The organism is Pseudomonas sp. 05N434 (genome assembly GCF_056396965.1).
This window is the reverse complement of record NZ_JBFTMK010000011.1, coordinates 1-23145: the sequence shown is the minus strand read 5'-3', so window position 1 is coordinate 23145 and position 23145 is coordinate 1. Positions and strand designations below refer to the sequence as shown.

The following is a 23145-nucleotide window of genomic DNA, read 5'->3' as shown; positions in this document are numbered from 1 at the left end:
CGCTCATTTAGGCCATGTTTAGGCCACGTAACTCAGTGTCAGACATGGATTTTTTCAGATAGGGATATCAGAACGCTTCAAGCAAAAGCGAATGCAGGCAGACCCGGGCACAAAGATCCGGGGCCTCAATAAGGACAGCAATGAAACGAATTTTGATACTGATCGCCGTGCTTGCAGTTGCGGGCTGCGCGGCGACCTCGAAAACCCAGATCAAACACGGCAAGAAAGGGCTGCATATCAACTGTTCCGGGCTGTCGTCCTCCTGGGACCAGTGCTACACCAGCGCTGCCAACTCGTGCGCGCCCAAGGGTTACAAGGTGATTGCCAAGTCTGGGGATGCGGTCGAAGAGCCCGGAGATTATCCGTTTGGCCTTAACCCGGCCGGCTATACCAGCCGCAGCATGATCGTCATCTGCAAGTAATCCTCCAACCCTATTGGGCTTGCGTAGCCCGATAGGCGCCTCGCCCGGGATGCTGCTAACGTTCGTCAGTCACTGACCGTTCAGCAAAGGGCGACATCCATGACCACCGCTATCAATAGCAAGAAAATCGTATTGGTCGTCGGCGCAGGCGATGCCACCGGCGGCGCCATCGCCAAGCGTTTTGCCCGAGAAGGCTACGTCGCCTGCGTCACACGTCGCAGCGCAGACAAACTTCAGCCACTGGTAGATGCCATCACGATCAGCGGCGGCGAGGCTCATGGTTTTGCCTGCGATGCGCGCAAAGAAGAGGACGTGATTGCGCTCGTCGAGCAGATCGAAACCGCGATCGGCCCCATCGAAGCGTTCGTCTTCAATATCGGCGCCAATGTGCCCTGCAGTATTCTCGAAGAAACCGCTCGCAAGTATTTCAAGATCTGGGAAATGGCCTGTTTCTCAGGGTTTCTCRACGCTCGCGAAGTGGCCAAGCGCATGGTCACCCGCCAACGGGGCACGATCCTGTTCACCGGGGCCACCGCCGGTTTGCGCGGTGCCGCAGGTTTTGCTGCCTTCGCCGGCGCCAAGCACGGGATTCGCGCCCTGGCCCAAAGCATGGCCCGCGAACTGGGGCCGATGAACATCCACGTCGCCCATGTGGTGGTCGATGGTGCCATCGACACCGACTTTATTCGCGACAGTTTTCCGGAAAAATACGCGACCAAGGATCAGGACGGCATCCTCAATCCCGAGCATATCGCCGAAAACTATTGGTACTTACACAGCCAGCCACGGGACGCCTGGACGTTCGAGCTGGATCTGCGCCCCTGGAGCGAACGCTGGTAAGCCTTCCCCTACGACAAAAAGAAGAGCACATCGACATGAGTAAAACCGTGGAGTTCTTTTTCGACCTCGGCAGCCCCGCCACCTACCTGGCCTACACCCAACTGCCGAAAATCTGCGCGCAGACCGATAGTCAGCTGATCTACAAACCGATGCTGCTGGGCGGCGTCTTCAAAGCCACCGGCAACGCCTCCCCGGTGACTATTCCGGCCAAGGGTCGCTACATGTTTCAGGACCTGGACCGCTATGCCAAGCGTTACGGTGTACCACTGAAGTTCAACCCGCACTTCCCCATCAATACCCTGATGTTGATGCGCGCGGTCACGGGTATGCAATTACGTCATCCCGAACGCTTTCAGGCGTTTATCGATTGCCTGTTTCATGCCCTGTGGGTGGAAGGGCGCAGCCTCGATGATCCCGCGACCGTTGCCGCCGTGCTGACGCAAAACGGTTTCGATCCGAATGAAGTGCTGGCACTGACCGCCGATGAGAACGTCAAAGCCGCCCTCAAGAAAAACACCGAGGAAGCAGTACAACGCGGTGTATTCGGCGCACCGAGCATGTTTGTCGGGAATCAACTGTTCTTCGGCCAGGATCGGCTGGACTTCGTCCTTGAAGCCCTGCGGGCACAATAGCCAGGCTTGAGTTCAGGCGCTGTTTCCAGCAACTGAACTCAAGCCGATCAAATAGCCGCGGTCCGGGTGTTCAACCACTCAAGGGCCGCGCCATCGAGCAACGGGCTCAGGCGCTCGCGCACTTCGGCATGGTAGCCGTTGAACCACTGCTTTTCGTCTTCGGTCAGCAACGACGGTTCCAGGCAACGGGTGTCGATCGGGCACAGGGTCAGGGTTTCGAACTTCAGGAATTCACCGAACTCGCTCTTGCCCGCCTCGCGGTTCAACACCAGGTTCTCGATCCGCACGCCCCAGCGGCCCGGACGGTAGGTGCCCGGTTCGATGGAAGTGATCATCCCTGGCTGCATTGCAGTTTGCGGCGCGGCTGCCGCCTGATAGGCGATCACTTGCGGGCCTTCGTGAACGTTGAGGAAGTAGCCGACGCCGTGACCGGTGCCATGACCGTAGTCGACACTTTCGGCCCAGATCGGTGCGCGGGCAATGGCGTCCAGCAACGGCGACAGAATGCCCCGCGGGAACTGCGCGCGGGAGAGTGCAATCACGCCTTTGAGTACGCGGGTGCAATCGCGCTTCTGCTCGTCAGTCGGCGTCCCCACCGGCACCATCCGCGTAATGTCGGTAGTGCCGCCCAAGTATTGGCCGCCGGAGTCGATCAGCAACAGGCCGTCACCCTCGATGACCGCGTGCTCTTCTTCGGTGGCGTGGTAATGCGGCATCGCACCGTTGGCATTAAACGCAGCAATGGTGTTGAAGCTCAGTGACACATAATCCGGACGCCGGGTGCGGGCCGCGGTCAGGTGTTCGTCGATGGTCAGTTCGGTGATGCGCTCACGCCCCCATGCCGCCTCCAGCCAGGCGAAGAATTCGCACAGCGCCGCGCCATCCTGCTCCATGGCCCGACGGATGTGCTGGGCATCGGCCAGGCTTTTTTGTGACTTGGCCAGGGTGGTCGGGTTCAGGCCTTCGACCAGTTTCACATCACTGTTCAAGTTATCCAGCAGACCCGCCGTGACCCGCGCCGGATCGACTTGCAGGCTCGCGCCGCTTGGTATGGCGCGCAAGGCGGCGGCCACTTCGCTGTAATCGCGCAGGGTCACGCCGTCCTGTTCAAGGATGGCACGCAGCTCGGCACTGACTTTGCTCAGGGTGACGAACAAGGTGGCCTGTTGCTGACTAATGAGCGCGAAAGACACAAACACCGGGTTGAACGACACATCGCCGCCGCGCAAGTTGAACAGCCAGGCGATGTCATCGAGGGTGGCAATGAAATGCCAGTCGGCACCGCGCTCTTTCAACACGTCACGCAGCTGGGCGAGTTTTTCGCCACGGCTGACGGTCGCCTGAGGCGGTAAGTGTTGATAAATCGGCTCGTTCGGCAAGCTCGGGCGATCACTCCAGACTTCGCTCAGCAAATCGATGTCAGTGCGCAGACGTGCGCCGCGTTCTTGGAGTTTGCTGCTCAGGGTACGCGCCGACGCCACGGCCATCACCGCGCCATCGACTGCGACGACACCGCCTTCAGGCGTTTGCTCGGCCAGCCAATCAAGCGGGCCGGGTTGACCCGGTTGCAGCTTGACCAGCTCGATACCGCTGCCCTTGAGTTCCTTGCTCGCTTGTTCCCAATAGCGGCTGTCGGCCCAGACGCCGGCGAAATCCGGCGTGACGATCAGCGTGCCGACCGAGCCATGGAAACCCGACAGCCACTGCCGCCCCTGCCAATAGCCCGGCAGGTATTCCGACAGGTGCGGGTCGGCCGACGGCACCAACAGAGCATGAATGCCCTCCCGGCTCATCAGCTCGCGGGTTTGCGCCAGGCGCCGGGGTACCAATCCATTGATCGAAGGCTGCGTACTCATCGTGTCTCCTGCTAACCACTTCATCATTATTGTTTGGTGCCGATCAGAGTCGGCGCTTAAGGACCTGTCGCCCAGAATGCCGGTGCACTGGCGGCGGCCGTTTTGATCAGGTGCGCAGCCTGGTCGATATCTTGCTCGGTGGTGAAACGCCCCAGGCTCAGGCGAATGGTGCGACTGGCCGAGCGCGCGTCATGCCCCAGCGCCAGCAGCACATGAGATGGTGCATTACTGGCGGAGTTGCAGGCCGACGTCGCGGAAAACGCGATCGAGGTGCTCAACGCCGCGGAATTGAACTCACCTTCGTTGAAGGTCAGGCTCAGGGTATGGGGAATGCGTTGGGTCGGACTGCCATTGACGCGAATACCGGAAATGCTCAGCAGCTGATCGAGCAAGCGTTCACGCAGGCGCACGATGGTGGCTTTTTCTTCATCGAACAATGCGGCCGCCAGTGCGAAAGCGGCGCCCATGGCTGCGATCTGGTGCGTCGCCAGAGTACCGGAACGCAACCCGCCCTCATGGCCGCCACCGTGGATCTGCGCCTGCAGGCGCTGTTGCGCACGGGGCCCGACGTACAGCGCGCCGATGCCTTTGGGGCCGTAGACCTTATGCGCCGAGAACGACATCAAATCCACTGGCCACCGGGCCAGGTCGATCGCCACTTTGCCCGCGCCCTGAGCCGCGTCAACGTGGAACAACGAATCGCGATCACGCACCACCTGGCCGATGGCCGGGATGTCGTTGACGGTGCCCAGTTCGTTATTGACCAGCATCAGCGACACCAGAAAGGTGTCTTCGCGCATCGCCTCGCTGACTGCTTGCGGAGTTATCAGGCCTTCGGCATCGGGCACCAGATACGTCACGGCAACGCCGGCATCCTGCAATTGTTTGGCAGTATCGAGAATTGCCTTGTGTTCAATCTGGCTGGTGATGATATGTCCGCCGGACACACCGCGGGCCTGGGTAACGCCCTTGAGTGCCAGGTTGTTGGATTCGGTGGCTCCGGAGGTCCAGACGATCTGCTCGGCCTGGGCGCCCACCAGTTCGGCGACCTGGCGCCGTGCGTGCTCGACCGATTGCCGGGCCTGTTGACCGAAGGTATGGGAGCTGGACGCTGGATTGCCGAAGTTACCCGTGAAGCCCAGACACTCAACCATCACCTTGATGACCCGCTCATCCACCGGCGTGGTGGCGGCGTAGTCGAAATACAACGGACGTTTATTCATAGAAGACTCGCAGAGCGTGTTCCGGGATCAGGAAGCTCGTCACTGGAAATATCAAAGCGCCGCCTTATGAGCGGCGCCGAATTTGCAGAACGATAGCAATACCTGATCGGAGGCCGTTAAAGAAGAACAACTTCATTTAAAAGTGCGTAGGAACGCTCCTGAAGTCGAGCTTAACAGGCATCGGGCAACCGGTTGAAGCAATGCGTCAGCTAAAACTTTCAAGCAACAACGGATACATGGAAGCCACCAGCAACAAGGCCATGCCCCAGTTGAACAGGCGTAGCCAGCGGCGATCGCGCAGCACATTGCGCAACAGCGTGCCACAACCAGCCCACACACCGACGCTCGGCAGGTTGATCAGAGCGAAGACCGCGGCAATCACAATCACATTGGTGAAATAGCCCTGCATCGGCGTGTAGGTGCTGATGGCACCGATGGCCATGATCCAGGCCTTGGGGTTGACCCATTGAAACGCCGCCGCGCCCAAATAACTGATCGGCTTGCCCTCGCCCTGCTCACCCTCGGTGACCGGCCCGGAATGCGCAATCTTCCAGGCCAGGTACAGCAAATACGCCGCGCCGACATAACGCAGCACGGTGTAAAGCAGTGGATAGGTTTGAAACACGGTGCCCAGGCCGAAACCAACGGCCACCACCAACACGAAGAAGCCGCAGGTAATGCCCAGCATGTGAGGGATGGTGCGGCTAAAGCCGAAATTCACGCCCGAGGCCAGCAACATGGTGTTGTTCGGGCCGGGGGTGATCGAGGTGACAAGGGCGAACAGGGCAAAGCCCAGCAGCAGGTCGAGCGAGAGCATGGGGGGGGGCAGTCCATCAGAGTCAGTCAGGTGTTGACCCTATCGCACGCCTTGAGGGAAGCCCATGGACAGTTGCGTGAAAGTTCGAGCAGTACAGTTGTCGCTCAGCTTTGGCGACCGTGCAGCTGTACTGTGCGCTCGGCGTTCATCTCGCCTTGCTTGTCAAAACTGATCGATTTGGTCGGCTGACCGAGCAATTCGGCTTTCTTCGCGTGGTACTCCTCGAAGGACAAGCCCCGACGGTTCAAGGCTTCCAGCGCCAGTTCCCGGGTTTCTTCAGCGGTGTAGGGGCGTAGTTCCGGTGAAACATGACTGGCACATCCGGCGAGGACGGAAACGGCGAGCAACAGAAAAGTGGTGAGTAGAGTTTTCATTTCGAAAGTCCGGATAGCTGGGTTCGGGGCAATGAACACAGGCTACCGACGCGCCCCGACGGGCAGAAATCAATGCTCTCGATAGTGGGTATCGGGAATTGGTGAACTGGCAGTGAACAAGCGTCGCGCCACAGAGAACCTGTCGATCCAGGTTCTTACCGCTGATGCACCAAAATTGCAGTGCAGTGCGTTGTCGTGACTGCGGCTACTCGTCGGGCACTCGGTTGTGGCGAAGGGGTTGACCTATAGTTATCCGACCGGAAAACGGCGAAGGAACACCTTAACTCCACAACAATAAAGGGAGAACCGTCATGAGCGTCAAACCTATTCCAGAGGGTTATCACAGCATCACCCCTTATCTGGGCATCCAGAAAGCTGCCGAAGCCATCGACTTCTACAAGAAAGCCTTTGGCGCCACCGAAGTCATGCGTCTGGCCATGCCCGACGGCGGCATCGGGCACGCCGAACTGCGTATCGGCGATAGCCCGATCATGCTGGGCACACCCTGTGACCAGGGGCCCTTGAGCAACCCGGACAAATCGCCGTCCGTGGGCCTGCATTTGTATGTGAACGATGTGGACAAGTCCTATAAACAGGCCATCGATGCCGGTGCCACGGTGGTGTCCGAGGTCAAGGATCAGTTTTATGGCGACCGCACGGGGACCTTGAAGGATCCCTATGGGCATGTGTGGTTTCTGGCCACGCGCAAGGAGGATCTGACGCAGGAACAGATCGAACAGCGGGCGAAGGAGATGTTCAAGCAGGGTTGATAGCTTCGGTATGTGATCAGCCCCCATCGCGAGCAGGCTCGCGATGGGGGCATCACATTCAACATCAATATTGGCTGTTCCCACGCAGCGCAGAAACACGAAACATTTACTTTCATATCCCCTTTCGGGATTTCCGATGCTCATACGTCTTATTTAGATGCAGCCGGTCGCGTAGGCAAAAGCCACGACCGGGCCTTTCATGGACCTCAACGCTGGGAAGCCCGCAGCAGAGGTCCTCTCATCGAAACAAGACCTTTAATCATGTCGAAGAAATCCCGCTCAAAACTCTGGTTTCTGGTCCATAGCTGGCTGGCCCTGCCCATCTGGTTCTTTGTATTGATCGTCTGTGTGACCGGCACATTGGCGGTGGTCAGTCAGGAAATCGTCTGGCTGGCCAACCCGCAAATGCGCGCCAGCCCGCCTTCGGACGACGCGCCGCTGCTCAGCTATGACCAGATCATCGCCGCCATCAAAAAGGCCGAGCCCCAAACGCTGGTCGAAAGTATCAACCGTCCCGACGAGTCGCATTTCGCCCTGGATGTGAAGGTCAGCTACCCGGACGGACGCTCGGTGACGGTCTATGTGAACCCCTACAGYGGGGCGATTCAGGGCACCGCTCCACCCTTCAACTTCCAGGCCTTCACTCGCGCGCTGCATGGGTGGTGGCTGGTGCCATTCACCAACGGCTACAGCTGGGGCTGGTATCTGGTGTCGTTCCTCGGCTTGCCGATGCTGGCTTCACTGGTGACGGGGCTCGTGGTCTACAAACGGTTCTGGAAAGGCTTCTTGCGACCGACCCTGCGCATTCGTCATGGCGCGCGGATTTTCTGGGGCGACTTTCACCGGCTCAGCGGCATCTGGTCGATCTGGTTCATTGCGGTGATTTCCGTCACCAGCACCTGGTTCATGATTGAAGCGATCCTGTCCGATAACCACATTTCGATTTCCACCGCGCCGGTCGCCCCCGTCGTCCCGCGTGAGAGCGTGCCGCTCACCGTCGATGGCGCACCGGCGCCGATGATCAGCCTGGAAAGCGCGATCCGCGAGGCCAAGGAACGCATTCCTGGCCTGGAAGACAGCTCTGTCAGCCTCCCCGCCAATGCCTATAGCCATCTTTTGGTGAGCGGGCGCAGTTGGTACCCGTTGATCTACCAGAGCGCCGAGGTCAACCCTTACACCGGTGACATTTCCACCACGCGCCTGCTGTCGGATCGTTCGGGTCTGGAGCTGGTGACCGAATCCATGCGTCCGCTGCACACCGGCGATTTCGGCGGTATCTGGATCAAGCTGATCTGGTTCTTCTTCGGTCTGATCCTGAGCATGATGGTCCTCAGCGGCCTGTTGATCTGGACCAAACGCACCGCCCTGGCCACGGCCAATGCGCTCAAGCGCAGCAACAAGCGTCCACGGGCTGCGCTGACCGGCCAGCCGGCCCCGGCCATGAGCCGCGAAGCCACGGAGGGCAGCCGATGAGCCAGGTCGCAGCAGAAAAACCACGCTCGCCGCTAAGCCGCTTCTGGCACACATGGCGTTTCCACATCAACGTGCTGYTGTTGCTGGTGCCGCTGGGGTTCATGCCCAAATACTTCGCCGACGCAGCGCTGTTTCGCGGAGACACCGGCCTGGGTGAGCGTGAAGTCGGTGAAATTCAGGTCGGCCCCTGGAGCCTGCGCCTGGCTGAATTGCGCAACGCAGCCCCGGTATCCGATGGCCCGGCCGGCTACTTGAAGTCCTTCAATGCTGCGCTCTGCGACAGTTGTCGCGATCAGGTCAAGGCGACTTACCTGCGCATTGGCAAACCGCGCAGCCTGCGCGCCGCCGGGGTGATTTTCTTTGGCACGCCCTACCACATGGGCGCCGCGCTACCGGTACCCGAAAAGACCAAAAACGACGCTGAACTGTGGATCACCATGGAAGGCTGGGACGGCGCCATGCATCAAGCCTCCATCCCCCTGAGCCAGGCGTCGCCGGCCACCGTCGCATGGCTGAACAGACAAGGAGGCAAACCATGACCAGCGTTTTTCGCCCCGTTTTACTGGTGCTCTGCACCGTCTTCAGCGCCAGCGCCCTGGCCCACAACCCGATGTGCGAGTGCAAGGCCATCGACGCCGAACAGATCCGTTGCACCGGTGGTTTCTCCGACGGCAGCGGCGCGCCGGGCGTGACCCTGGATGTGATCGGCTACGATGAAACCATTCTGGTGCCAGGCAAGCTCGGCACCGATTCGACCCTGACGTTCAAGAAGCCCGGCGCTGAATTCTACGTGCTGTTCGACGCCGGTCCCGGCCACGTGGTCGAGATCGACCAAGCCGACATCGAGGCGCCCTGAGCATGAGCACGCCAACCACCCAAGTGGTGCGCCCGGCCGGAGCCGGCCATGAAACCCTCTATGTGTTGCTGTTGTGCCTGATGATTCTGGCGGTGGCCGGCTCGGTAGTCGCCTGGCGCGGCGAGTCCCGGGAAGTGAGCAGCGTCGGCACCCATCAACTGGATGCCCGCCGCGACCTGAGCGCATCCGAGCAAGGTATTTACGCAGACCTGCGGGTCACGCTGGATGAAATCCACCTGTTGCGCGAGGAACAACAAGCGCTGCCCACACCCGCCACCCTCGCCGAGGAAGGTTTCGCGCCGTTTGCCCAAGACGCCAGTTCTGTCAGTCGAGGCGGTCATGCCTGGCAATTGCTGGACGCCAAGGCGTACTTCGGCCAGAGCCAGGCACCCACCGTGGCCGGCTCATTCCTGATGCGTTTGACTGCTGACGACGATGCGCCAGACATCTGGCTCAACCGCTCCAAAGCCCTCGCGCCCCCGGCTGATCTGACTGACGCCGCGCTGGAAAGCGCTGGCTGGCAGCAGATCGTCGCGCAATTCGATGCCGGGGTCACCCGCCAGCATCGGCACTGAACCCTCGCCCTCACCCGAGAGAAGACCGCTTTCCCATGCCTAGTTCATCTCAACGTCGTTTTTTGCGCCTGCTACTGGTCGGCCTGCTTGCCTGTTTGCTGACGCCTCTGGCCAGTGCCGACGAAGCCAAGCGCCTGCGCATCGGCATCACCCTGCACCCTTATTACAGCTACGTGGCCAATATCGTCGGCGACAAGGCCGAAGTGGTGCCGTTGATTCCGGCCGGTTTCAACCCGCACGCCTATGAGCCCCGCGCCGAGGACATCAAACGCATCAGCGGGCTCGACGTGATCGTACTCAACGGCGTGGGCCATGACGACTTCGCCGACCGCATGATCGCCGCCAGCGAAACCCCGAATATCAAAGTGATCGAAGCCAACGAAAACGTGCCGCTGTTGGCCGCCACCGGTGTCGCCGCTCGCGGTGCCGGTAAAGTGGTGAACCCGCACACGTTCTTGTCGATCAGCGCTTCGATTGCCCAGGTCAACAACATTGCCCGCGAGTTGGGCAAGCTCGACCCGGCCAACGCTAAAACCTACACCCAGAATGCCCGCGCCTACGGTAAGCGCCTGCGGCAGATGCGCGCCGATGCCCTGGCCAAACTGACCCAGGCGCCGAACGCCGAGCTGCGCGTGGCCACGGTCCATGCCGCCTACGACTATCTGCTGCGCGAGTTCGGCCTGGAAGTCACCGCCGTGGTCGAGCCGGCCCACGGCATCGAACCCAGCCCCAGCCAACTGAAAAAGACCATCGATCAACTGCGGGAGCTGGACGTGAAAGTGATCTTCTCGGAGATGGATTTCCCGTCCACTTACGTCGAAACCATCCAGCGCGAATCGGGGGTGAAGCTGTATCCGCTGTCGCACATTTCCTATGGCGAATACACCGCCGACAAGTACGAAAAGGAAATGACCGGCAACCTCAACACCGTGGTTCGGGCGATTCAGGAGTCCGGCGCATGACCGCTCAAGAAACCCTGACCGTACAAAGCGCCGGCCCGACCCTCGACTTCGCCGAAGTCAGCCTGACCCTCGGTCGCACGACGATCCTCGACAACGTGACCTTTCAGGTCCGGCCCGGCAGCGTGCATGCCCTGGTCGGCCCCAACGGTGGCGGCAAGAGTTCGCTGATCAAGACCCTGCTCGGGCAGATGCCGCATCAGGGCCGTTTGAGCCTGCAATGGCCCGGCGAACCCGGGACGATCGGCTACGTGCCGCAAGCGCTGGAGTTTGATCGCGGTTTGCCAATGACTGTCGACGACTTCATGGCGGCCATGTGTCAGCGGCTCCCGGCGTTCCTCGGTTTGAGCAAGCATTACGCGACGGCCATCGGCGAGGCGCTGGAACGGGTCGGCATGCAGGACAAACGCAAACGGCGCATGGGCGCGCTGTCCGGCGGCGAACGCCAGCGGGTTTTGTTGGCCCAAGGGCTGATTCCGGCGCCACAGTTGCTGGTGCTCGATGAACCGATGTCGGCGCTCGATGAGGCCGGTATCCAAGTGTTCGAACGGCTGCTGGGCGATTGGCGCCAGAGCGGCATCACCGTGCTGTGGATCGAACATGATCTGGAAGCGGTCGGGCGTCTGGCGGACCGGGTCACCGGGCTCAATCGTCGGGTGTTGTTCGATGCCACGCCGAAACAGGCGCTGACCCCGGAGCGACTGCTGACTCTGTTCTCGACCCATCCCCGGAGCGCTGCCTGATGAGCTACGAAGCCTTTCGTTTGATGGTCCAGGGTTGGGCCTCGTCGGGTTACCTGCCGGAAGCGCTGGCCTATGGATTTGTGGTCAACGCCCTGCTCGCTGGATTGCTGATCGGCCCGGTGCTGGGCGGTTTGGGCACGCTGGTGGTGGTCAAGCGCTTCGCATTTTTCTCCGAAGCGGTGGGTCACGCGGCGTTGACTGGCGTGGCCATCGGCATTCTGCTCGGTGAACCTTACACCGGGCCTTATGGCAGCCTGTTCGGTTACTGCCTGCTGTTCGGGATTTTGCTGAACTACCTGCGCAACCGCACGGGTCTGGCGCCGGATACATTGATCGGCGTGTTTCTGTCGGTGTCGTTGGCGCTGGGCGCGAGCCTGCTGTTGATTCTGGCGGGCAAGATCAATGTGCACATTCTGGAAAACGTGCTGTTCGGCTCGGTACTGACGGTCAACGGCAACGACCTGCTGGTGTTGGCCATCGTCGGCTCGCTGGTCATGGCACTGGCCCTGCCGCTGTACAACCGCATCATGCTTGCCAGTTTCAACCCGCAACTGGCGGCGGTACGTGGCGTGGCGGTGAAAACCCTGGACTACCTGTTCGTGATCCTGGTGACGCTGATCACGGTGGCTGCGGTGAAAGTCATCGGCGCGATTCTGGTCGGCGCCCTACTGGTGATTCCAGCGGCGGCCGCGCGCTTGCTCAGCCAGTCGTTGAAGGGTTTTTTCTGGTGTTCGGTGCTGATTGCCACGGTGAGCACCTTGTGCGGAATTCTCGCGCCGATTGTCTTTGACCTGCCCATCCCGTCCGGTGCCGCGATCATTCTGGTGGCCGGTATCGCCTTCGCCCTGGCCGCGATCGCTCGCGGCATCCTCCCCAGCCTGAAAGGGAACCTCGGATAAATGTGCTTTTCTCTGCGTCAACTGACCCTGGCATTGACCTTCACATTGCCCCTGTGCGGTCTGGCCAATACTTGCGCTGCGGCGGACAGCGCCAAACCGCTGCACGTGCTGGCGTCCTTGCCGATCACCTATGGTCTGGGCGAAGTGTTGCTCAAAGGCACCGAAATCAAACTGGAACGGGCCGCTCCAGAGAATCTGCCCGGCAGCCGACAGACCGCCTATTTCACCGGTCGTGGCGCTCCGGCGCTGGCCAAGCTGGCGACCGACGCCGATGCCGTGATTGGTCTGCGTTCCCTGTGGGCGGATGATCCGCTGTACCCGATATCCCGGCGCAGCAATATTCGTATCGTCGAAGTCGACGCCGCCCGCCCGGTGGACGGCGCCCTTCCCGGCATCGCCGTGCAGCCCGGCAGCAAGGTCGACGGGTTGAACAGCCAGCCGTGGCTTTCCAGCAACAACATGGGGCGCATGGCAGACGTGATGGCGGCGGACCTGGTGCGCCTGGCGCCGGCGGCCAAACCGACCATCGAGGCCAATCTCGCAGCGCTCAAGCAGCGCCTGCTCAAGCTCAGTGCCGACAGTGAAGCGCGGCTGGCCAGTGCCGATAACCTGAGCGTGATGAGCCTGAGCGATCATTTCGGCTACCTGATCGGCGGCCTCAACCTGGAGCTGATCGGCCTCGATGCACGGCCAGATGCCGAGTGGACGCCTGAAGCGCTCAAGCAGTTGAGTGCGACGCTCAAGGACCATGACGTGGCGGTGGTGTTGCATCATCGACAGCCGTCGGAGGCGGTGAAAGCGGCGATCTCGCAGGCAGGCAGTCGGTTGGTGGTGTTGAGTGTCGATGCGGCGGATCCGGTGGCCGAGCTGGAAGGGAATGTGGATCAAGTGATCAAGGGGTTGAGCGGGGCATAACGTCAGTTAAACCCGCGATGGCAGCCGCGCAGACAACAGAGATTTCAAACGTGAAAAACCCGCTGACCGTCACCGGTTCAGCGGGTTTCTTTTTGCGCGGCGACTCAGTGAGCCACGGCCGCCTGCTCTTCCATTTTCTGGCGCAGGCTCAGTGGACGCATGTCAGTCCAGACCTCTTCGATGTAGGCCTGGCATTCCTTTTTCAGGCCGCTCTTGCCCACGGTGCGCCAGCCTTGTGGCACGGCTTTGTAGTCGGGCCAGATCGAGTATTGCTCTTCGTGGTTGACCACGACCTGAAAGAGGATGTCCTCGCGGTCGAATACTGACGTCATGCTGTCTCTCCATCGCTATAGGGTGGGCTGCACACCGCGCGCAGCCGTTATGTAGAAGGAACGTTAAAGGCGCTGAAAAATTTAGAGGCTGGCGACGGCTGCGGCCATGGCCCTGCCGAAAATGTCGGCTACCCGATCGATTTCGGCAGCGGTGATCACCAACGGCGGCAGGAAACGCACGACACCGCCATGACGCCCGCCCAGCTCGAGGATTAACCCACGCTTGAGACATTCGCGCTGCACCAACGACGCCAGACGACCGAATACCGGTGGATGGCCTTGAGCGTCCGGCGCACCAGCCGGGTCGACCAATTCGACACCCAGCATCAAGCCACGTCCGCGAATGTCGCCCAGCTGCGGGAAGTCCCGCTGCAGGATGTGCAGGTGTTCGCTCAAGCGCTCGCCCATGGTGGCGGCGTGTTCGCAAACCTTGTGTTCGGTCAGGTAGCGCATCACCGCAGAGCCTGCGGCCATGGCCATCTGATTACCGCGGAAGGTTCCGGCATGGGCGCCCGGCAGCCAGGTGTCGAGCCAATCGCGATAGACCACCACCGCCAGTGGCAGGCTGCCGCCGATGGCCTTGGACATCACCACCACGTCCGGAATGATTCCGGCGTGCTCGAAGGCGAACATCTTGCCGGTGCGGGCAAAGCCGCTCTGAATCTCATCGACGATCAGCGCCACGCCGACCTGCTCGGTGATGCGCCGCAAACCGCGCAGCCAGTCGAGATCGGCCGGAATCACCCCGCCCTCGCCCTGCACCACTTCGACGATCACCGCAGCCGGCAGTTGCACGCCAGCCTCTGGATCGTTCAGCAGGTTCTCCAGGTAATTCAGGTTGACCTGCACTCCCTGCACACCACCGAGACCGAACGGGCAACGGTAATCGTAGGGATACGGCATGAACTGCACGCCATTGCCGAGCAAGGCACCCAACGGCTTTTTCGGTCCCAGACTGCCCATCAGGCTCAGCGCGCCCTGACTCATGCCGTGGTAACCGCCCTGGAACGACAAGACGGTGCTGCGCTCGGTGGCGGTACGCACCAGCTTCAGCGCGGCTTCCACGGCATCGGTGCCGGTGGGGCCACAGAACTGAATCTTCGCTTCAGCGGCCAATGCCGGCGGCAGCAGGCCGAACAGGTCCTGGACAAACCGGTCCTTGACCGGCGTGGTCAGGTCGAGGGTGTGCAGCGGCAGTTCATCGCTCAGCACTTGCTGGATCGCTTCGATCACCACCGGATGGTTGTGCCCCAGGGCCAGGGTCCCGGCACCGGCCAGGCAATCGATGAAACAACGGCCTTCGACGTCTTCGACATAAATGCCCTTGGCACGCTTGAGTGCCAGGGGTATGCGTCGCGGGTAGCTGCGGGCGTTCGATTCCTGTTGGCTCTGACGGGCCAGCAGCGGCGATTCGTTGAACTGATAAAGCGTCTCGGCAGGCGTCGGGGCAATCCGGGCCGGCTGATCTTCGATAAGGCTGGTAGCGACTGACATCTCTCGACCCCTGTTGATAGTGACCAAAACTGCACACCGGGCAGGTGCGCATTCCGTTCACGGGGCGCACTTGCAGGTTTTCCTGTTCTGGAAACGCATCAAGGGCTCGAGGATTTAGACCCTCGATCAGCTTTCTATGAAGGTGGTGGCAGCGCCTTGTGCATGGGAATGGCGTGGAGCCCCGCCACCGTGAAAGCTTCAGCGCAAGCCCGGTAACCCAGGCGGTGGTAAAACGCTTCGCCAGTGCGCGTGCTGTTGAGACGTACCTGGGGCAAACCCTGAGCAATCAACCACGTCTCCAGATCATGCACCAGCGCTTGTCCGGCGCCCCGTCGAAACCATTCCGGTTGCACGTAACAAAACGCAACCTTGCCACTGATCGCCGCCATGGCGACGCCGACCGGTTTGTCTTGCAACAGGGCGATGTTCAGGTACAACCGCGGGTCGTTCAGCCAGGGCTGCACGTGTTCGATGGTTTTGTTGTGGGTCCAGGTGGCGACGGTTCGCGGGTCGTTACGGTGGTCAAGCGCGCAGCCGACGCGAATGGAGCGCTCGACGATCCGGCTGATGATGCCGGCGTCGGCAGACGTTGCCTTGCAGATGTGTATCGATGCAGTCATGGCGCTGTTACCTCAATCCATTGAGTCAAAGCTGCCGGGGACGATAACGCCGTGGGGGCCGGGAGGCCAACGGAGAGACGTTACATTTGGTGTGCGACGGCATAGACACCCTGTGGGAGCGGTGTCTGTTAGACAGGTTGCAACGGCATCGTCAATTCAACCCGCAAGCCATCCGGCCGGCTGTCGAAATGCAGGGTACAGCCACAGCGCTGGACGATGGCCTGGACAATCGCCAGGCCGAGGCCGCAACCGGTGCTTTGGCCATTGCGCCAGAAGCGTTGGGTCAGGTGTTGCAAGTCGTCTTCGGCAATTCCCGGACCGTGGTCGCGCACCAGAAAGTACACGCGATTGCCATTGGTTTCCAGGCTCAGCTCCACCGCCCTATCGCCCGGCGTGTGGCGCAGGGCGTTGTCGAGCAAGTTGCGTAATGCAGCAATCGACAGCACTGCGGGCATTTGCAGCGGCGCATCGGAGAATCTGGCCGGCACCTGAAACTTGATCCGCTGACGATCGCCGCTGGCCGCATCCTGTATCGCCAGTTTCGCCACCTGCTCAGCGCTGCACTGCACGCCATCATCGAACGACAAGCTGCCCTCGACGCGCGCCAGCAGCAGCAATTGTTCAAGGGTACGGTGCAGGCGGTCGGCGCCCTCTTCAGCCCGGGCCAGGGACTGATCCCGCGCGGCACCGTCGGTCATGCGCGCCACTTGCAGGTGGGTTTTGATCGCAGTCAGCGGGCTACGCAATTCGTGCGCCGCATCACCGGTCAGGCGTCGTTCACGCTCGATGGTCTTGCCGATGCGCTGGAACAACTGATTCTGGGTTTCCAGCAGCGGTTGCAATTCGCTGGGCAACGGCTGGATCTGCAATGGTTCCAGAGAATCGGCGCTACGCCGCATCAACGCATCGCGCATACGATTGAGCGGTGCCAGCCCCTGACCGATGCCGAGCCACAACAGGCACAGGCAGCCAAGCAGCGCCACGCCGACGGGCACCGAAGCCGCCAGCAGAATGGACATGTTCAGCGCTTCACGCTCGATCTGCCGGTCGGCGGTGGTGATGCGCACATCGCCCCGCGCCAGGGTGAAACTGCGCCATGGCGCGCCGTCGATAATCTGATCGTGGAAGCCCATTTTCTCGGCTTCCAGCGCTTGCTCGGGGTTGCTGTGGCTGCGGGCCAGAATCTCGCCGCGCAACGAGCTGACCTGACAGGCCATGCCGCCGGGGATATTCAGTTGTTCAGCGCTGAAATGGGTGCCCTCGCCCTTGCTCGGCAATGCCGGCAGTTGCTCCAGTAACCCGGCGACCATCCGCGCCGAGGCAACCAGCCGCTGGTCGAGGGAAAACATCATCTGGTTGCGCAGATCGCTGAGCATCCAGGCGGCGGCCAGGGCCCAGATCAGCGCAAATGCGGCGCCGAGGGTCAGGCTCAGGCGCAAACGCAGGCTCATCACTTCGATTCTTCTCCGCCATCGGCCGGCCCCAGGCGATAGCCCAGGCCACGCACCGTCTCGACAATGCCATTGCCGAGTTTACGCCGCAGGTGATGGATATGGACGTTAAGGGCGTTGCTTTCCAGCTCATCGTTGAAACCGTAGACGCTGTCTTTCAGTTGCTCGGTTGAGAGTACGCGACCACGGTTGTGCAGCAAGGCTTGCAACAGCGATTGCTCGCGACGGGAAAGGTCCACCGGCTGACCGCCCAGCATGGTTTCGCGGCTGCTCGGATCGTAGGTCAAACGACCGTGCTCGATCAGGTTGACGCTGYGCCCCGCCACTCGTCGCAGCAAGGTGTGCAGGCGCGCTGCCAGTTCGCGCAGGTCAAAAGGCTTGAGCAAATAATCGTCGGCCCCGGCCTGCAAACCGTCGACGCGATCGGTGACCGAATCCCGCGCCGTGAGAATCAACACCGGAATCTCCAGGCCACTGTGACGCAACTGCTGCAACAGCTTCAGGCCATCCTCATCGGGAAGGCCAAGGTCGAGCACCATGACATCGAACTCAGCCACCTTGAGCATCGCCCGGGCAGCCGACGCGGTGGCGACGTGCTCGACGGTCAGGCCTTGCGCGGTCAGGCCGGCAACAATACCGCTGGCGATCAGCTCATCGTCTTCGCAAACCAGTACATGCATGGGAGCCCCCAGGACAAATAAAGCGAGTGAAGCAGCTGAGGATTAAGCCGCAATTATGGCAAGGCCCGCCGCTGACGAGAAGCAGCGCTTCCCACGCAGGCGTCGCGACCGCTAAGCGACGAAGTTGAAAGTGAAGTTCGCTGTTAATGCATGGCCGAACGCCTGCGCACATGTCGTTTCAAACCGAAACATATTCCATCCTGAAAACAGGACCACAGCGTAAAACATCACGCTACCCTAGCACGGCTCCACTCCAGGCCAATCATTACCTGGAAGAAAGTCATTTAAGACCCGAACCATACTTAATTATCTGAAAGGAATCAGATCATGCCGACACTTAAAAACATCGTGACCGTCGATTGGCGTTCCGGAAAAGACAAGATCTACTTCATCTTCAAAGACACCGATACTTATTCCCGCTTTGATATTCCCGATAACAAGGTCTCTGATGGATACCCCTGGCCGATTAAAGGAAACTGGGGGACGTTGGAAAACCACATGAAAAACCTACGGTTTGGATTTACGACCACGGGCATAACGCTTGATCGTCCCATGGACTCTTCTGACCTCGATATCCTTTGGCTTTTCTATTACGAGCGCACTACGCCGATGGTCTGTGCCTACAATCAGGATACCGATGCGGTAATGCAGACCCGCAAGGTTGAAGACACTAAATGGAAGCTGCTGTTGCCTCACTTTGATCGAATCGTTGCAGGGACATGGTGGCAAGTAAGTCGCCCCTCACTCTTTCGATTCATCATGAATGACGGGAACTCCCTCTATCTGGATTTGGACGAGGATCCCAACCGGGACCGCGGCTATATCGGTGGCAAACTTGACGACGACCTCCCTCCCCCTGTTGTGACCCCGGTCCAGTCACTGAGGACAGAGCCCATTACAGAGGCTACCTGGCCCGGTCTTGCTCCCTACAAAGACCGGATCATTACAGCGGTGCAAAACGATCGGACTTTCGCCGACAGTTATTACTATATCTTTCTGACTGACAATCAGTTTCTGACTTACAACATTCAGGAAAATCGCCTGGTTTCCGGTCCGCATACGGTCGACAGCCAATCCTGGCCAGGCCTGTTGCGCAACTGAAGTTTCAAGCCGTAGTGGCTGCCTTCTGACGGGGCAAGCGGGCGGTACCGGCGGCGGTTAATCATCGGTTAATCGCCGCCACCCATTGTGCAGTCAACTTGCACAGGGATAAGGCTTACCCATGCGTCGACTGTTTCTATTTTTTGTTCTCTTGATCTCGGGTGCGGCCCAGGCAGGGATAAATCCGTTCGACACCAAACCTGAATTCTTGCCAGTGGAAAAGGCCTTTGCCTTTACCTCCGAACGCCTCGAATCAGGTGAAACACAGCTCTATTGGCAGATTACCGACGGTTATTACCTTTATCAGAAACGCCTGAATTTCGAAGGTTTGTCTGCGCAACAGCACCCGGTATTACCTGACGGCGAAKCACACAGCGATGAGTTCTTCGGCGAACAAGAGGTTTATCGCCAAGGCCTGGAGCTGAAGATTCCGGCGGGAGCCACCGGTCAGATCAAGGTGGGTTTCCAGGGGTGTGCCGATGCCGGTTTGTGTTATCCGCCGCAAACCCAGATCGTGGACCTGGGCGGCAAGGCTACTGCATCTGCGGCCAGCGAAGCGCCGGACCAAGCCTTGGCCAGCGGCCTGCAACAACGTGCGCTGGGCTGGAGCTTGTTGGTGTTCTTTGGTCTGGGCCTGTTGCTGGCCTTCACCCCTTGCTCGTTGCCGATGCTGCCGATTCTGGCGGGGTTGATCGTTGGCAGTGGTGCCACGCCCAAACGCGGTTTTGCCCTCGCCGGCAGTTATGTGATCAGCATGGCGCTGGTGTATGCGGCGATGGGTGTTCTGGCGGCGTCGCTTGGCGCGAACCTTCAAGCGCTGTTGCAGAATCCATGGCTGTTGGGCAGCTTTGCGGCGGTGTTCGTGCTGCTGGCCTTGCCGATGTTCGGTTTTTTTGAACTGCAATTGCCGGTGGCCGTGCGGGATCGGCTGGAACATGTTTCACGCAGCCAGCGCGGTGGCAACCTGATGGGCGCCGGTGTGCTGGGGGCCTTGTCCGGTCTGTTGGTGGGACCGTGCATGACTGCCCCATTGGCCGGCGCCCTGCTCTATATCGCCCAGAGCGGCAATGCGCTGCACGGCGGGTTGATTCTGTTCGCCCTGGGCATCGGCATCGGTGTGCCGCTGTTGCTGCTGGTCACCGTCGGCAATCGCTTCCTGCCTAAACCTGGCGCCTGGATGAACCTGCTCAAGGGTGTGTTCGGTTTCCTGTTTCTCGCCACGGCTTTGCTGATGCTGCGTCCGGTGCTGGATGAATCGCTGTGGCTCGGTTTGTGCGGTGGTTTGCTGCTGATCGCCGCCTACAGCGCCTGGAAGCAGTCCCAGGGGTTTGGCCGCGTTGCCCACCTGTTCGGCGCCAGTTCGCTGCTCTTGGGTTTATGGGGCAGCCTGCTGGTAGTCGGTGCGGCGGGCGGCAGTGACGATCCGTATCAGCCGTTGCAGGTGTACAGCGCCGGTCGTACCGGCACTGTCTCGCCGAGCGCTCACGATGCATTCACGACGATCAAGGAGCCCGCGTCCCTGCAACGTGAGCTCGACGCCGCCAAGGCCCAGGGCCAATGGGTGCTGCTGGACTATTACGCCGACTGGTGTGTGTCGTGCAAAGTCATGGAAAAACAGGTCTTCGGCAAACCTCAGGTACTGGATGCGCTGAGCGATGTGCGCTTGCTACGGCTGGACGTCACCGCCGACAATGCCGCCAGCCGCGAACTGCTCGGCCGTTATAAAGTGCCGGGGCCGCCGAGCCTGTTGTGGATCGGCACCGACGGCGAAGAGCGTCGCAGCCAGCGCATCACCGGCGAGGTCGATGCCGGCACTTTCCTGCAACGCTGGACCACCACCCGAGACGCTCGTTAATGCTGACCTTTACCCTCGGCACCTTTGCCATCGCGCTTAACCATTTGCTGCTGATCAGTGCCCTGGCGCTGGCGACGTTTGTCGGCTGGCGGGTGGCCAAGCGTGGCGGCGAGAACCCGGAATCGGTGCTGTTCAGCCTGTTCCTGCTGGGCATGCTGGCGGCCCGGGTCGGCTTCGTGATTGCCTACTGGGCACAGTATCGCAACGATCCGTGGCAGATCATCGACCTGCGCGACGGTGGTTTTCTCGCCTGGCCGGGGGTGGTCGTGCTCTTGCTGGCGGCGTTGTACCGCGGCTGGCGTCAACCGGGCCTGCGTCGGCCATTGGGCTTTGGCGTGGCCAGCGGCCTGGTGTTCTGGCTGCTGGCGAGTTTCTCCCTGAGTATTTACGAACAAGGCACGCGCCTGCCGCAGATCACCCTGCGCAATGCCGCCGGCCAGACCATCCAACTCAGCGACTACCAGGGTGGCCCGTTGGTCATCAACCTCTGGGCCACCTGGTGCCCGCCGTGCCGCCGGGAAATGCCGGTGCTGGAGAACGCCCAGCAACAGCGCCCGGACCTGACCTTCCTGTTCGTCAACCAGAGCGAAAGCATGCAGAGCGTCGCCACTTTCCTCGAAACCCAGGGCCTGAGCCTGACCAACGTGCTGTTCGATGGCAGCGGTCGATTGAGCCATGCCGTGGGTTCCATGGCATTGCCGACTACGCTGTTCTATAGCCCCAACGGGTATCTGTTGGGCAGTCACCTGGGTGAGTTGTCGGAAGCCAGCCTGGCCCGCGCCCTGGAACACTTCGACACCCCGAACCCGGCCACCTCGGCCACGCCTTCAAGGAAATTGCCATGCTCCGCCTCCGCCACCTGCTGACACTGACCCTGGGTGCTGCCCTGCTGCACCTGCCGTCGGTACAGGCCGAAGAACTGCCTGAAGCGATCAAGAAGATCGAAGCCAAGGGCGCCAAAATCGTCGGTACCTTCGACGCGCCCGACGGCCTGCGCGGTTACGCGGCGCAGTACCAGAACCGCGGTATGACGCTGTACCTGACCCCGGACGGCAAACATGTGCTGCTCGGCAATCTGTACGACGCCGACGGCAATGACCTGAGCAGCGCACCGTTGCAGAAACTGGTCTACGCGCCGATGGCCAAGGAAGTCTGGGGCAAGATGGAAGCAAGCAGCTGGATCGGTGACGGCAATAAGGACGCACCACGGGTCGTCTACCTGTTCAGCGACCCGAACTGCCCGTACTGCAACATGTTCTGGGAACAGGCACGGCCGTGGGTCCAGGCCGGCAAGGTGCAGCTGCGGCACATCATGGTCGGTATCATTCGCGAAGACAGCCCCGGCAAATCCGCCGCGCTGCTGGCCGCCAAGGACCCGCAGAAAGCCCTGGAAGAACACGAGAAATCCGGCAAGGGCAGCTCGCTCAAGGCCTTGAAGGACGTACCACCGGCGGTTCAGGCGAAACTGGCGGCGAACATGAAGTTGATGGAAGACCTGGAACTGGCCGCCACCCCGGCGATTTTCTACATGGATGAAAAGGGCCAGTTGCAACAACAGCAAGGCGCGCCGTCGCCGGACAAGTTGCTGAAGATTCTCGGGCCCAAATAAAGATCAAAAAATCGCAGCCTTCGCCCTACGCGCCTGTGGGCAATACCGAAGGCTGCGATCTTTTTAATCAAGCGCTACACGGATTTCTGTCGGCCAGAAACTTGAGCAGCACCTCAGTGACAAACTCGGGGTTCTCCAGACTGGAGATATGCCCCGCCTCCGGCACCAGCACATACGGGCAACCGATCAACTCAGCCATTTCTCTGGTTTCCGACGGCGGCCGCGGTTTGTCCTGATCGCCACACATCAACAGTGTGGTTTCAGGGTTCATCTGAGCCAGGCGCGGCAACAAATCATCACGACTAAACGTGATCCGTCCCATCGGCACGATGCTTTCACGCAGCCGGTTGACTGGCAATGCAGCCAGCCTGGCGCGGAAATCCTGATACAAAGCCGATTGCGGATCGATGCCCGGACGGAAGAAGATCGGCACAATAATGTCGAGCAGTTGCGGCGAGATCTCACCGCTGTCTTCGATCTGTTTGAACAGCGAGAAGTAATACTGACGAGTCGGTTCCGGTTCGACACCAACGTAAGTATCCATCAGCACCAGCCCGTTGAGCCGCTGCGGCGCCGACAGTGCCAGGCGAACGCCCCACATGCCACCGACCGAAAGACCGACCAGCGTGACGCGATCGATGTCCAGATG

The 23145-nt window shown here is 60.5% G+C and carries 26 protein-coding genes; 16 read left to right on the top strand and 10 right to left on the bottom strand.

Annotated features, from left to right (window positions below; translation table 11 throughout):
- Window positions 1-140: 140 nt before the first annotated feature.
- From AC1DLB_RS01515 to AC1DLB_RS01505, 3 genes are all read left to right on the top strand, one after another.
- The gene (locus AC1DLB_RS01515; RefSeq protein WP_018929955.1) at window positions 141-422 is read left to right on the top strand and encodes a hypothetical protein; all 282 of its coding nucleotides are present in this window, start codon (window positions 141-143) and stop codon (window positions 420-422) included.
- Window positions 423-521: 99 nt separating this feature from the next.
- Window positions 522-1262, top strand: a complete 741-nt coding sequence (locus AC1DLB_RS01510; protein WP_477784511.1) for an SDR family oxidoreductase — start codon at window positions 522-524, stop codon at window positions 1260-1262.
- Between the two features lie 35 nt (window positions 1263-1297).
- Window positions 1298-1894: a 2-hydroxychromene-2-carboxylate isomerase gene (locus AC1DLB_RS01505; RefSeq protein WP_204124618.1), complete on the top strand. Its 597-nt coding sequence runs from the start codon at window positions 1298-1300 to the stop codon at window positions 1892-1894.
- A 47-nt stretch (window positions 1895-1941) separates the two neighbouring features.
- On the opposite strand, the gene AC1DLB_RS01500 is transcribed toward AC1DLB_RS01505, so the two are convergent.
- From AC1DLB_RS01500 to AC1DLB_RS01485, 4 genes are all read right to left on the bottom strand, one after another.
- A complete protein-coding gene (locus tag AC1DLB_RS01500; protein ID WP_477743420.1) occupies window positions 1942-3750 on the bottom strand; it encodes an aminopeptidase P family protein in 1809 nt (602 codons plus the stop codon).
- 56 nt (window positions 3751-3806) lie between these two features.
- Window positions 3807-4973 (bottom strand): cysteine desulfurase family protein, encoded by a 1167-nt coding sequence (locus tag AC1DLB_RS01495; protein ID WP_477743421.1) that lies wholly within the window; start codon window positions 4971-4973, stop codon window positions 3807-3809.
- 205 nt (window positions 4974-5178) lie between these two features.
- The gene (locus AC1DLB_RS01490; RefSeq protein ID WP_428635092.1) at window positions 5179-5790 is read right to left on the bottom strand and encodes a LysE family translocator; all 612 of its coding nucleotides are present in this window, start codon (window positions 5788-5790) and stop codon (window positions 5179-5181) included.
- A 104-nt stretch (window positions 5791-5894) separates the two neighbouring features.
- Complete coding sequence (locus AC1DLB_RS01485; RefSeq protein WP_192379612.1) at window positions 5895-6164, bottom strand: hypothetical protein; 270 nt, start codon at window positions 6162-6164, stop codon at window positions 5895-5897.
- Between the two features lie 311 nt (window positions 6165-6475).
- On the opposite strand from AC1DLB_RS01485, the gene AC1DLB_RS01480 reads away from it, so the two are divergent.
- The 9 genes from AC1DLB_RS01480 to AC1DLB_RS01440 all read left to right on the top strand — a co-directional run bounded on the left by AC1DLB_RS01480 (window position 6476) and on the right by AC1DLB_RS01440 (window position 13354).
- Window positions 6476-6934, top strand: coding sequence for a VOC family protein (locus AC1DLB_RS01480; RefSeq protein ID WP_019582478.1), 459 nt, complete (start codon window positions 6476-6478; stop codon window positions 6932-6934).
- A gap of 261 nt (window positions 6935-7195) precedes the next feature.
- Window positions 7196-8407: a PepSY-associated TM helix domain-containing protein gene (locus AC1DLB_RS01475; RefSeq protein WP_064616801.1), complete on the top strand. Its 1212-nt coding sequence runs from the start codon at window positions 7196-7198 to the stop codon at window positions 8405-8407.
- The gene (locus AC1DLB_RS01470) at window positions 8404-8946 is read left to right on the top strand and encodes a hypothetical protein (RefSeq protein WP_018929964.1); all 543 of its coding nucleotides are present in this window, start codon (window positions 8404-8406) and stop codon (window positions 8944-8946) included. Before AC1DLB_RS01475 ends, AC1DLB_RS01470 begins: the two co-directional genes overlap by 4 nt.
- Entirely contained in the window at window positions 8943-9263 is a 321-nt protein-coding gene (locus tag AC1DLB_RS01465; protein ID WP_436275231.1) for a hypothetical protein, read from the top strand. The genes AC1DLB_RS01470 and AC1DLB_RS01465 overlap by 4 nt, the downstream gene beginning before the upstream one ends.
- Before the next feature lie 2 nt (window positions 9264-9265).
- A complete protein-coding gene (locus AC1DLB_RS01460) occupies window positions 9266-9838 on the top strand; it encodes a DUF6162 family protein (RefSeq protein WP_414868196.1) in 573 nt (190 codons plus the stop codon).
- A gap of 35 nt (window positions 9839-9873) precedes the next feature.
- Window positions 9874-10800 carry a metal ABC transporter substrate-binding protein gene (locus AC1DLB_RS01455; protein WP_019582483.1) on the top strand — a complete coding sequence of 309 codons (927 nt, stop codon included), beginning with the start codon at window positions 9874-9876 and terminating at the stop codon, window positions 10798-10800.
- The gene (locus AC1DLB_RS01450; protein ID WP_477743422.1) at window positions 10797-11540 is read left to right on the top strand and encodes a metal ABC transporter ATP-binding protein; all 744 of its coding nucleotides are present in this window, start codon (window positions 10797-10799) and stop codon (window positions 11538-11540) included. The genes AC1DLB_RS01455 and AC1DLB_RS01450 overlap by 4 nt, the downstream gene beginning before the upstream one ends.
- The gene (locus AC1DLB_RS01445; protein ID WP_018929969.1) at window positions 11540-12439 is read left to right on the top strand and encodes a metal ABC transporter permease; all 900 of its coding nucleotides are present in this window, start codon (window positions 11540-11542) and stop codon (window positions 12437-12439) included. Before AC1DLB_RS01450 ends, AC1DLB_RS01445 begins: the two co-directional genes overlap by 1 nt.
- Window positions 12440-13354, top strand: a complete 915-nt coding sequence (locus AC1DLB_RS01440) for a metal ABC transporter substrate-binding protein (protein ID WP_064616792.1) — start codon at window positions 12440-12442, stop codon at window positions 13352-13354. It begins immediately after the preceding gene.
- A gap of 104 nt (window positions 13355-13458) precedes the next feature.
- On the opposite strand, the gene AC1DLB_RS01435 is transcribed toward AC1DLB_RS01440, so the two are convergent.
- The 5 genes from AC1DLB_RS01435 to AC1DLB_RS01415 form a co-directional block, all read right to left on the bottom strand.
- Window positions 13459-13686, bottom strand: coding sequence for an MbtH family protein (locus AC1DLB_RS01435; RefSeq protein WP_477743423.1), 228 nt, complete (start codon window positions 13684-13686; stop codon window positions 13459-13461).
- Window positions 13687-13767: 81 nt separating this feature from the next.
- Window positions 13768-15180: a diaminobutyrate--2-oxoglutarate transaminase gene (locus tag AC1DLB_RS01430; protein ID WP_477745511.1), complete on the bottom strand. Its 1413-nt coding sequence runs from the start codon at window positions 15178-15180 to the stop codon at window positions 13768-13770.
- Window positions 15181-15314: 134 nt separating this feature from the next.
- The gene (locus AC1DLB_RS01425) at window positions 15315-15800 is read right to left on the bottom strand and encodes a GNAT family N-acetyltransferase (protein WP_064616788.1); all 486 of its coding nucleotides are present in this window, start codon (window positions 15798-15800) and stop codon (window positions 15315-15317) included.
- Window positions 15801-15928: 128 nt separating this feature from the next.
- Window positions 15929-17254, bottom strand: coding sequence for an ATP-binding protein (locus tag AC1DLB_RS01420; protein WP_477743425.1), 1326 nt, complete (start codon window positions 17252-17254; stop codon window positions 15929-15931).
- Window positions 17251-17931, bottom strand: coding sequence for a response regulator (locus AC1DLB_RS01415; protein ID WP_477784510.1), 681 nt, complete (start codon window positions 17929-17931; stop codon window positions 17251-17253). Before AC1DLB_RS01415 ends, AC1DLB_RS01420 begins: the two co-directional genes overlap by 4 nt.
- Before the next feature lie 327 nt (window positions 17932-18258).
- Here AC1DLB_RS01415 and AC1DLB_RS01410 point away from each other — a divergent pair, with 327 nt between their 5' ends.
- The 4 genes from AC1DLB_RS01410 (at window position 18259) to dsbG (ending at window position 22496) form a co-directional block, all read left to right on the top strand.
- Window positions 18259-19032 (top strand): hypothetical protein, encoded by a 774-nt coding sequence (locus tag AC1DLB_RS01410; RefSeq protein WP_477743426.1) that lies wholly within the window; start codon window positions 18259-18261, stop codon window positions 19030-19032.
- A 121-nt stretch (window positions 19033-19153) separates the two neighbouring features.
- Entirely contained in the window at window positions 19154-20887 is a 1734-nt protein-coding gene (gene dsbD / locus AC1DLB_RS01405) for a protein-disulfide reductase DsbD (protein WP_477784509.1), read from the top strand.
- On the top strand, window positions 20887-21753 hold the full coding sequence (locus AC1DLB_RS01400; protein WP_111454993.1) for a TlpA disulfide reductase family protein: 867 nt from the start codon (window positions 20887-20889) through the stop codon (window positions 21751-21753). Before dsbD ends, AC1DLB_RS01400 begins: the two co-directional genes overlap by 1 nt.
- Window positions 21729-22496: a thiol:disulfide interchange protein DsbG gene (gene dsbG / locus AC1DLB_RS01395; protein WP_018929978.1), complete on the top strand. Its 768-nt coding sequence runs from the start codon at window positions 21729-21731 to the stop codon at window positions 22494-22496. Before AC1DLB_RS01400 ends, dsbG begins: the two co-directional genes overlap by 25 nt.
- Before the next feature lie 67 nt (window positions 22497-22563).
- Here the strand turns inward: dsbG and AC1DLB_RS01390 are convergent.
- On the bottom strand, window positions 22564-23145 hold a 582-nt coding region (locus tag AC1DLB_RS01390), incomplete at its 5' end, for an alpha/beta fold hydrolase (protein WP_477784508.1).

What these genes read in the sequence shown, in the direction of transcription:
- AC1DLB_RS01430 (WP_477745511.1), bottom strand. Translation starts at nt 15,180, where the DNA reads ATGTCAGTCGCTACCAGCCTTATCGAAGATCAGCCGGCCCGGATTGCC.
- AC1DLB_RS01410 (WP_477743426.1), top strand. Translation starts at nt 18,259, where the DNA reads ATGCCGACACTTAAAAACATCGTGACCGTCGATTGGCGTTCCGGAAAA.
- AC1DLB_RS01425 (WP_064616788.1), bottom strand. Translation starts at nt 15,800, where the DNA reads ATGACTGCATCGATACACATCTGCAAGGCAACGTCTGCCGACGCCGGC.
- AC1DLB_RS01450 (WP_477743422.1), top strand. Translation starts at nt 10,797, where the DNA reads ATGACCGCTCAAGAAACCCTGACCGTACAAAGCGCCGGCCCGACCCTC.
- AC1DLB_RS01435 (WP_477743423.1), bottom strand. Translation starts at nt 13,686, where the DNA reads ATGACGTCAGTATTCGACCGCGAGGACATCCTCTTTCAGGTCGTGGTC.
- AC1DLB_RS01480 (WP_019582478.1), top strand. Translation starts at nt 6,476, where the DNA reads ATGAGCGTCAAACCTATTCCAGAGGGTTATCACAGCATCACCCCTTAT.
- AC1DLB_RS01440 (WP_064616792.1), top strand. Translation starts at nt 12,440, where the DNA reads ATGTGCTTTTCTCTGCGTCAACTGACCCTGGCATTGACCTTCACATTG.
- AC1DLB_RS01460 (WP_414868196.1), top strand. Translation starts at nt 9,266, where the DNA reads ATGAGCACGCCAACCACCCAAGTGGTGCGCCCGGCCGGAGCCGGCCAT.
- AC1DLB_RS01505 (WP_204124618.1), top strand. Translation starts at nt 1,298, where the DNA reads ATGAGTAAAACCGTGGAGTTCTTTTTCGACCTCGGCAGCCCCGCCACC.
- AC1DLB_RS01500 (WP_477743420.1), bottom strand. Translation starts at nt 3,750, where the DNA reads ATGAGTACGCAGCCTTCGATCAATGGATTGGTACCCCGGCGCCTGGCG.
- AC1DLB_RS01465 (WP_436275231.1), top strand. Translation starts at nt 8,943, where the DNA reads ATGACCAGCGTTTTTCGCCCCGTTTTACTGGTGCTCTGCACCGTCTTC.
- AC1DLB_RS01445 (WP_018929969.1), top strand. Translation starts at nt 11,540, where the DNA reads ATGAGCTACGAAGCCTTTCGTTTGATGGTCCAGGGTTGGGCCTCGTCG.
- AC1DLB_RS01400 (WP_111454993.1), top strand. Translation starts at nt 20,887, where the DNA reads ATGCTGACCTTTACCCTCGGCACCTTTGCCATCGCGCTTAACCATTTG.
- AC1DLB_RS01495 (WP_477743421.1), bottom strand. Translation starts at nt 4,973, where the DNA reads ATGAATAAACGTCCGTTGTATTTCGACTACGCCGCCACCACGCCGGTG.
- AC1DLB_RS01490 (WP_428635092.1), bottom strand. Translation starts at nt 5,790, where the DNA reads ATGCTCTCGCTCGACCTGCTGCTGGGCTTTGCCCTGTTCGCCCTTGTC.
- AC1DLB_RS01515 (WP_018929955.1), top strand. Translation starts at nt 141, where the DNA reads ATGAAACGAATTTTGATACTGATCGCCGTGCTTGCAGTTGCGGGCTGC.
- AC1DLB_RS01485 (WP_192379612.1), bottom strand. Translation starts at nt 6,164, where the DNA reads ATGAAAACTCTACTCACCACTTTTCTGTTGCTCGCCGTTTCCGTCCTC.
- dsbG (WP_018929978.1), top strand. Translation starts at nt 21,729, where the DNA reads ATGCTCCGCCTCCGCCACCTGCTGACACTGACCCTGGGTGCTGCCCTG.
- AC1DLB_RS01455 (WP_019582483.1), top strand. Translation starts at nt 9,874, where the DNA reads ATGCCTAGTTCATCTCAACGTCGTTTTTTGCGCCTGCTACTGGTCGGC.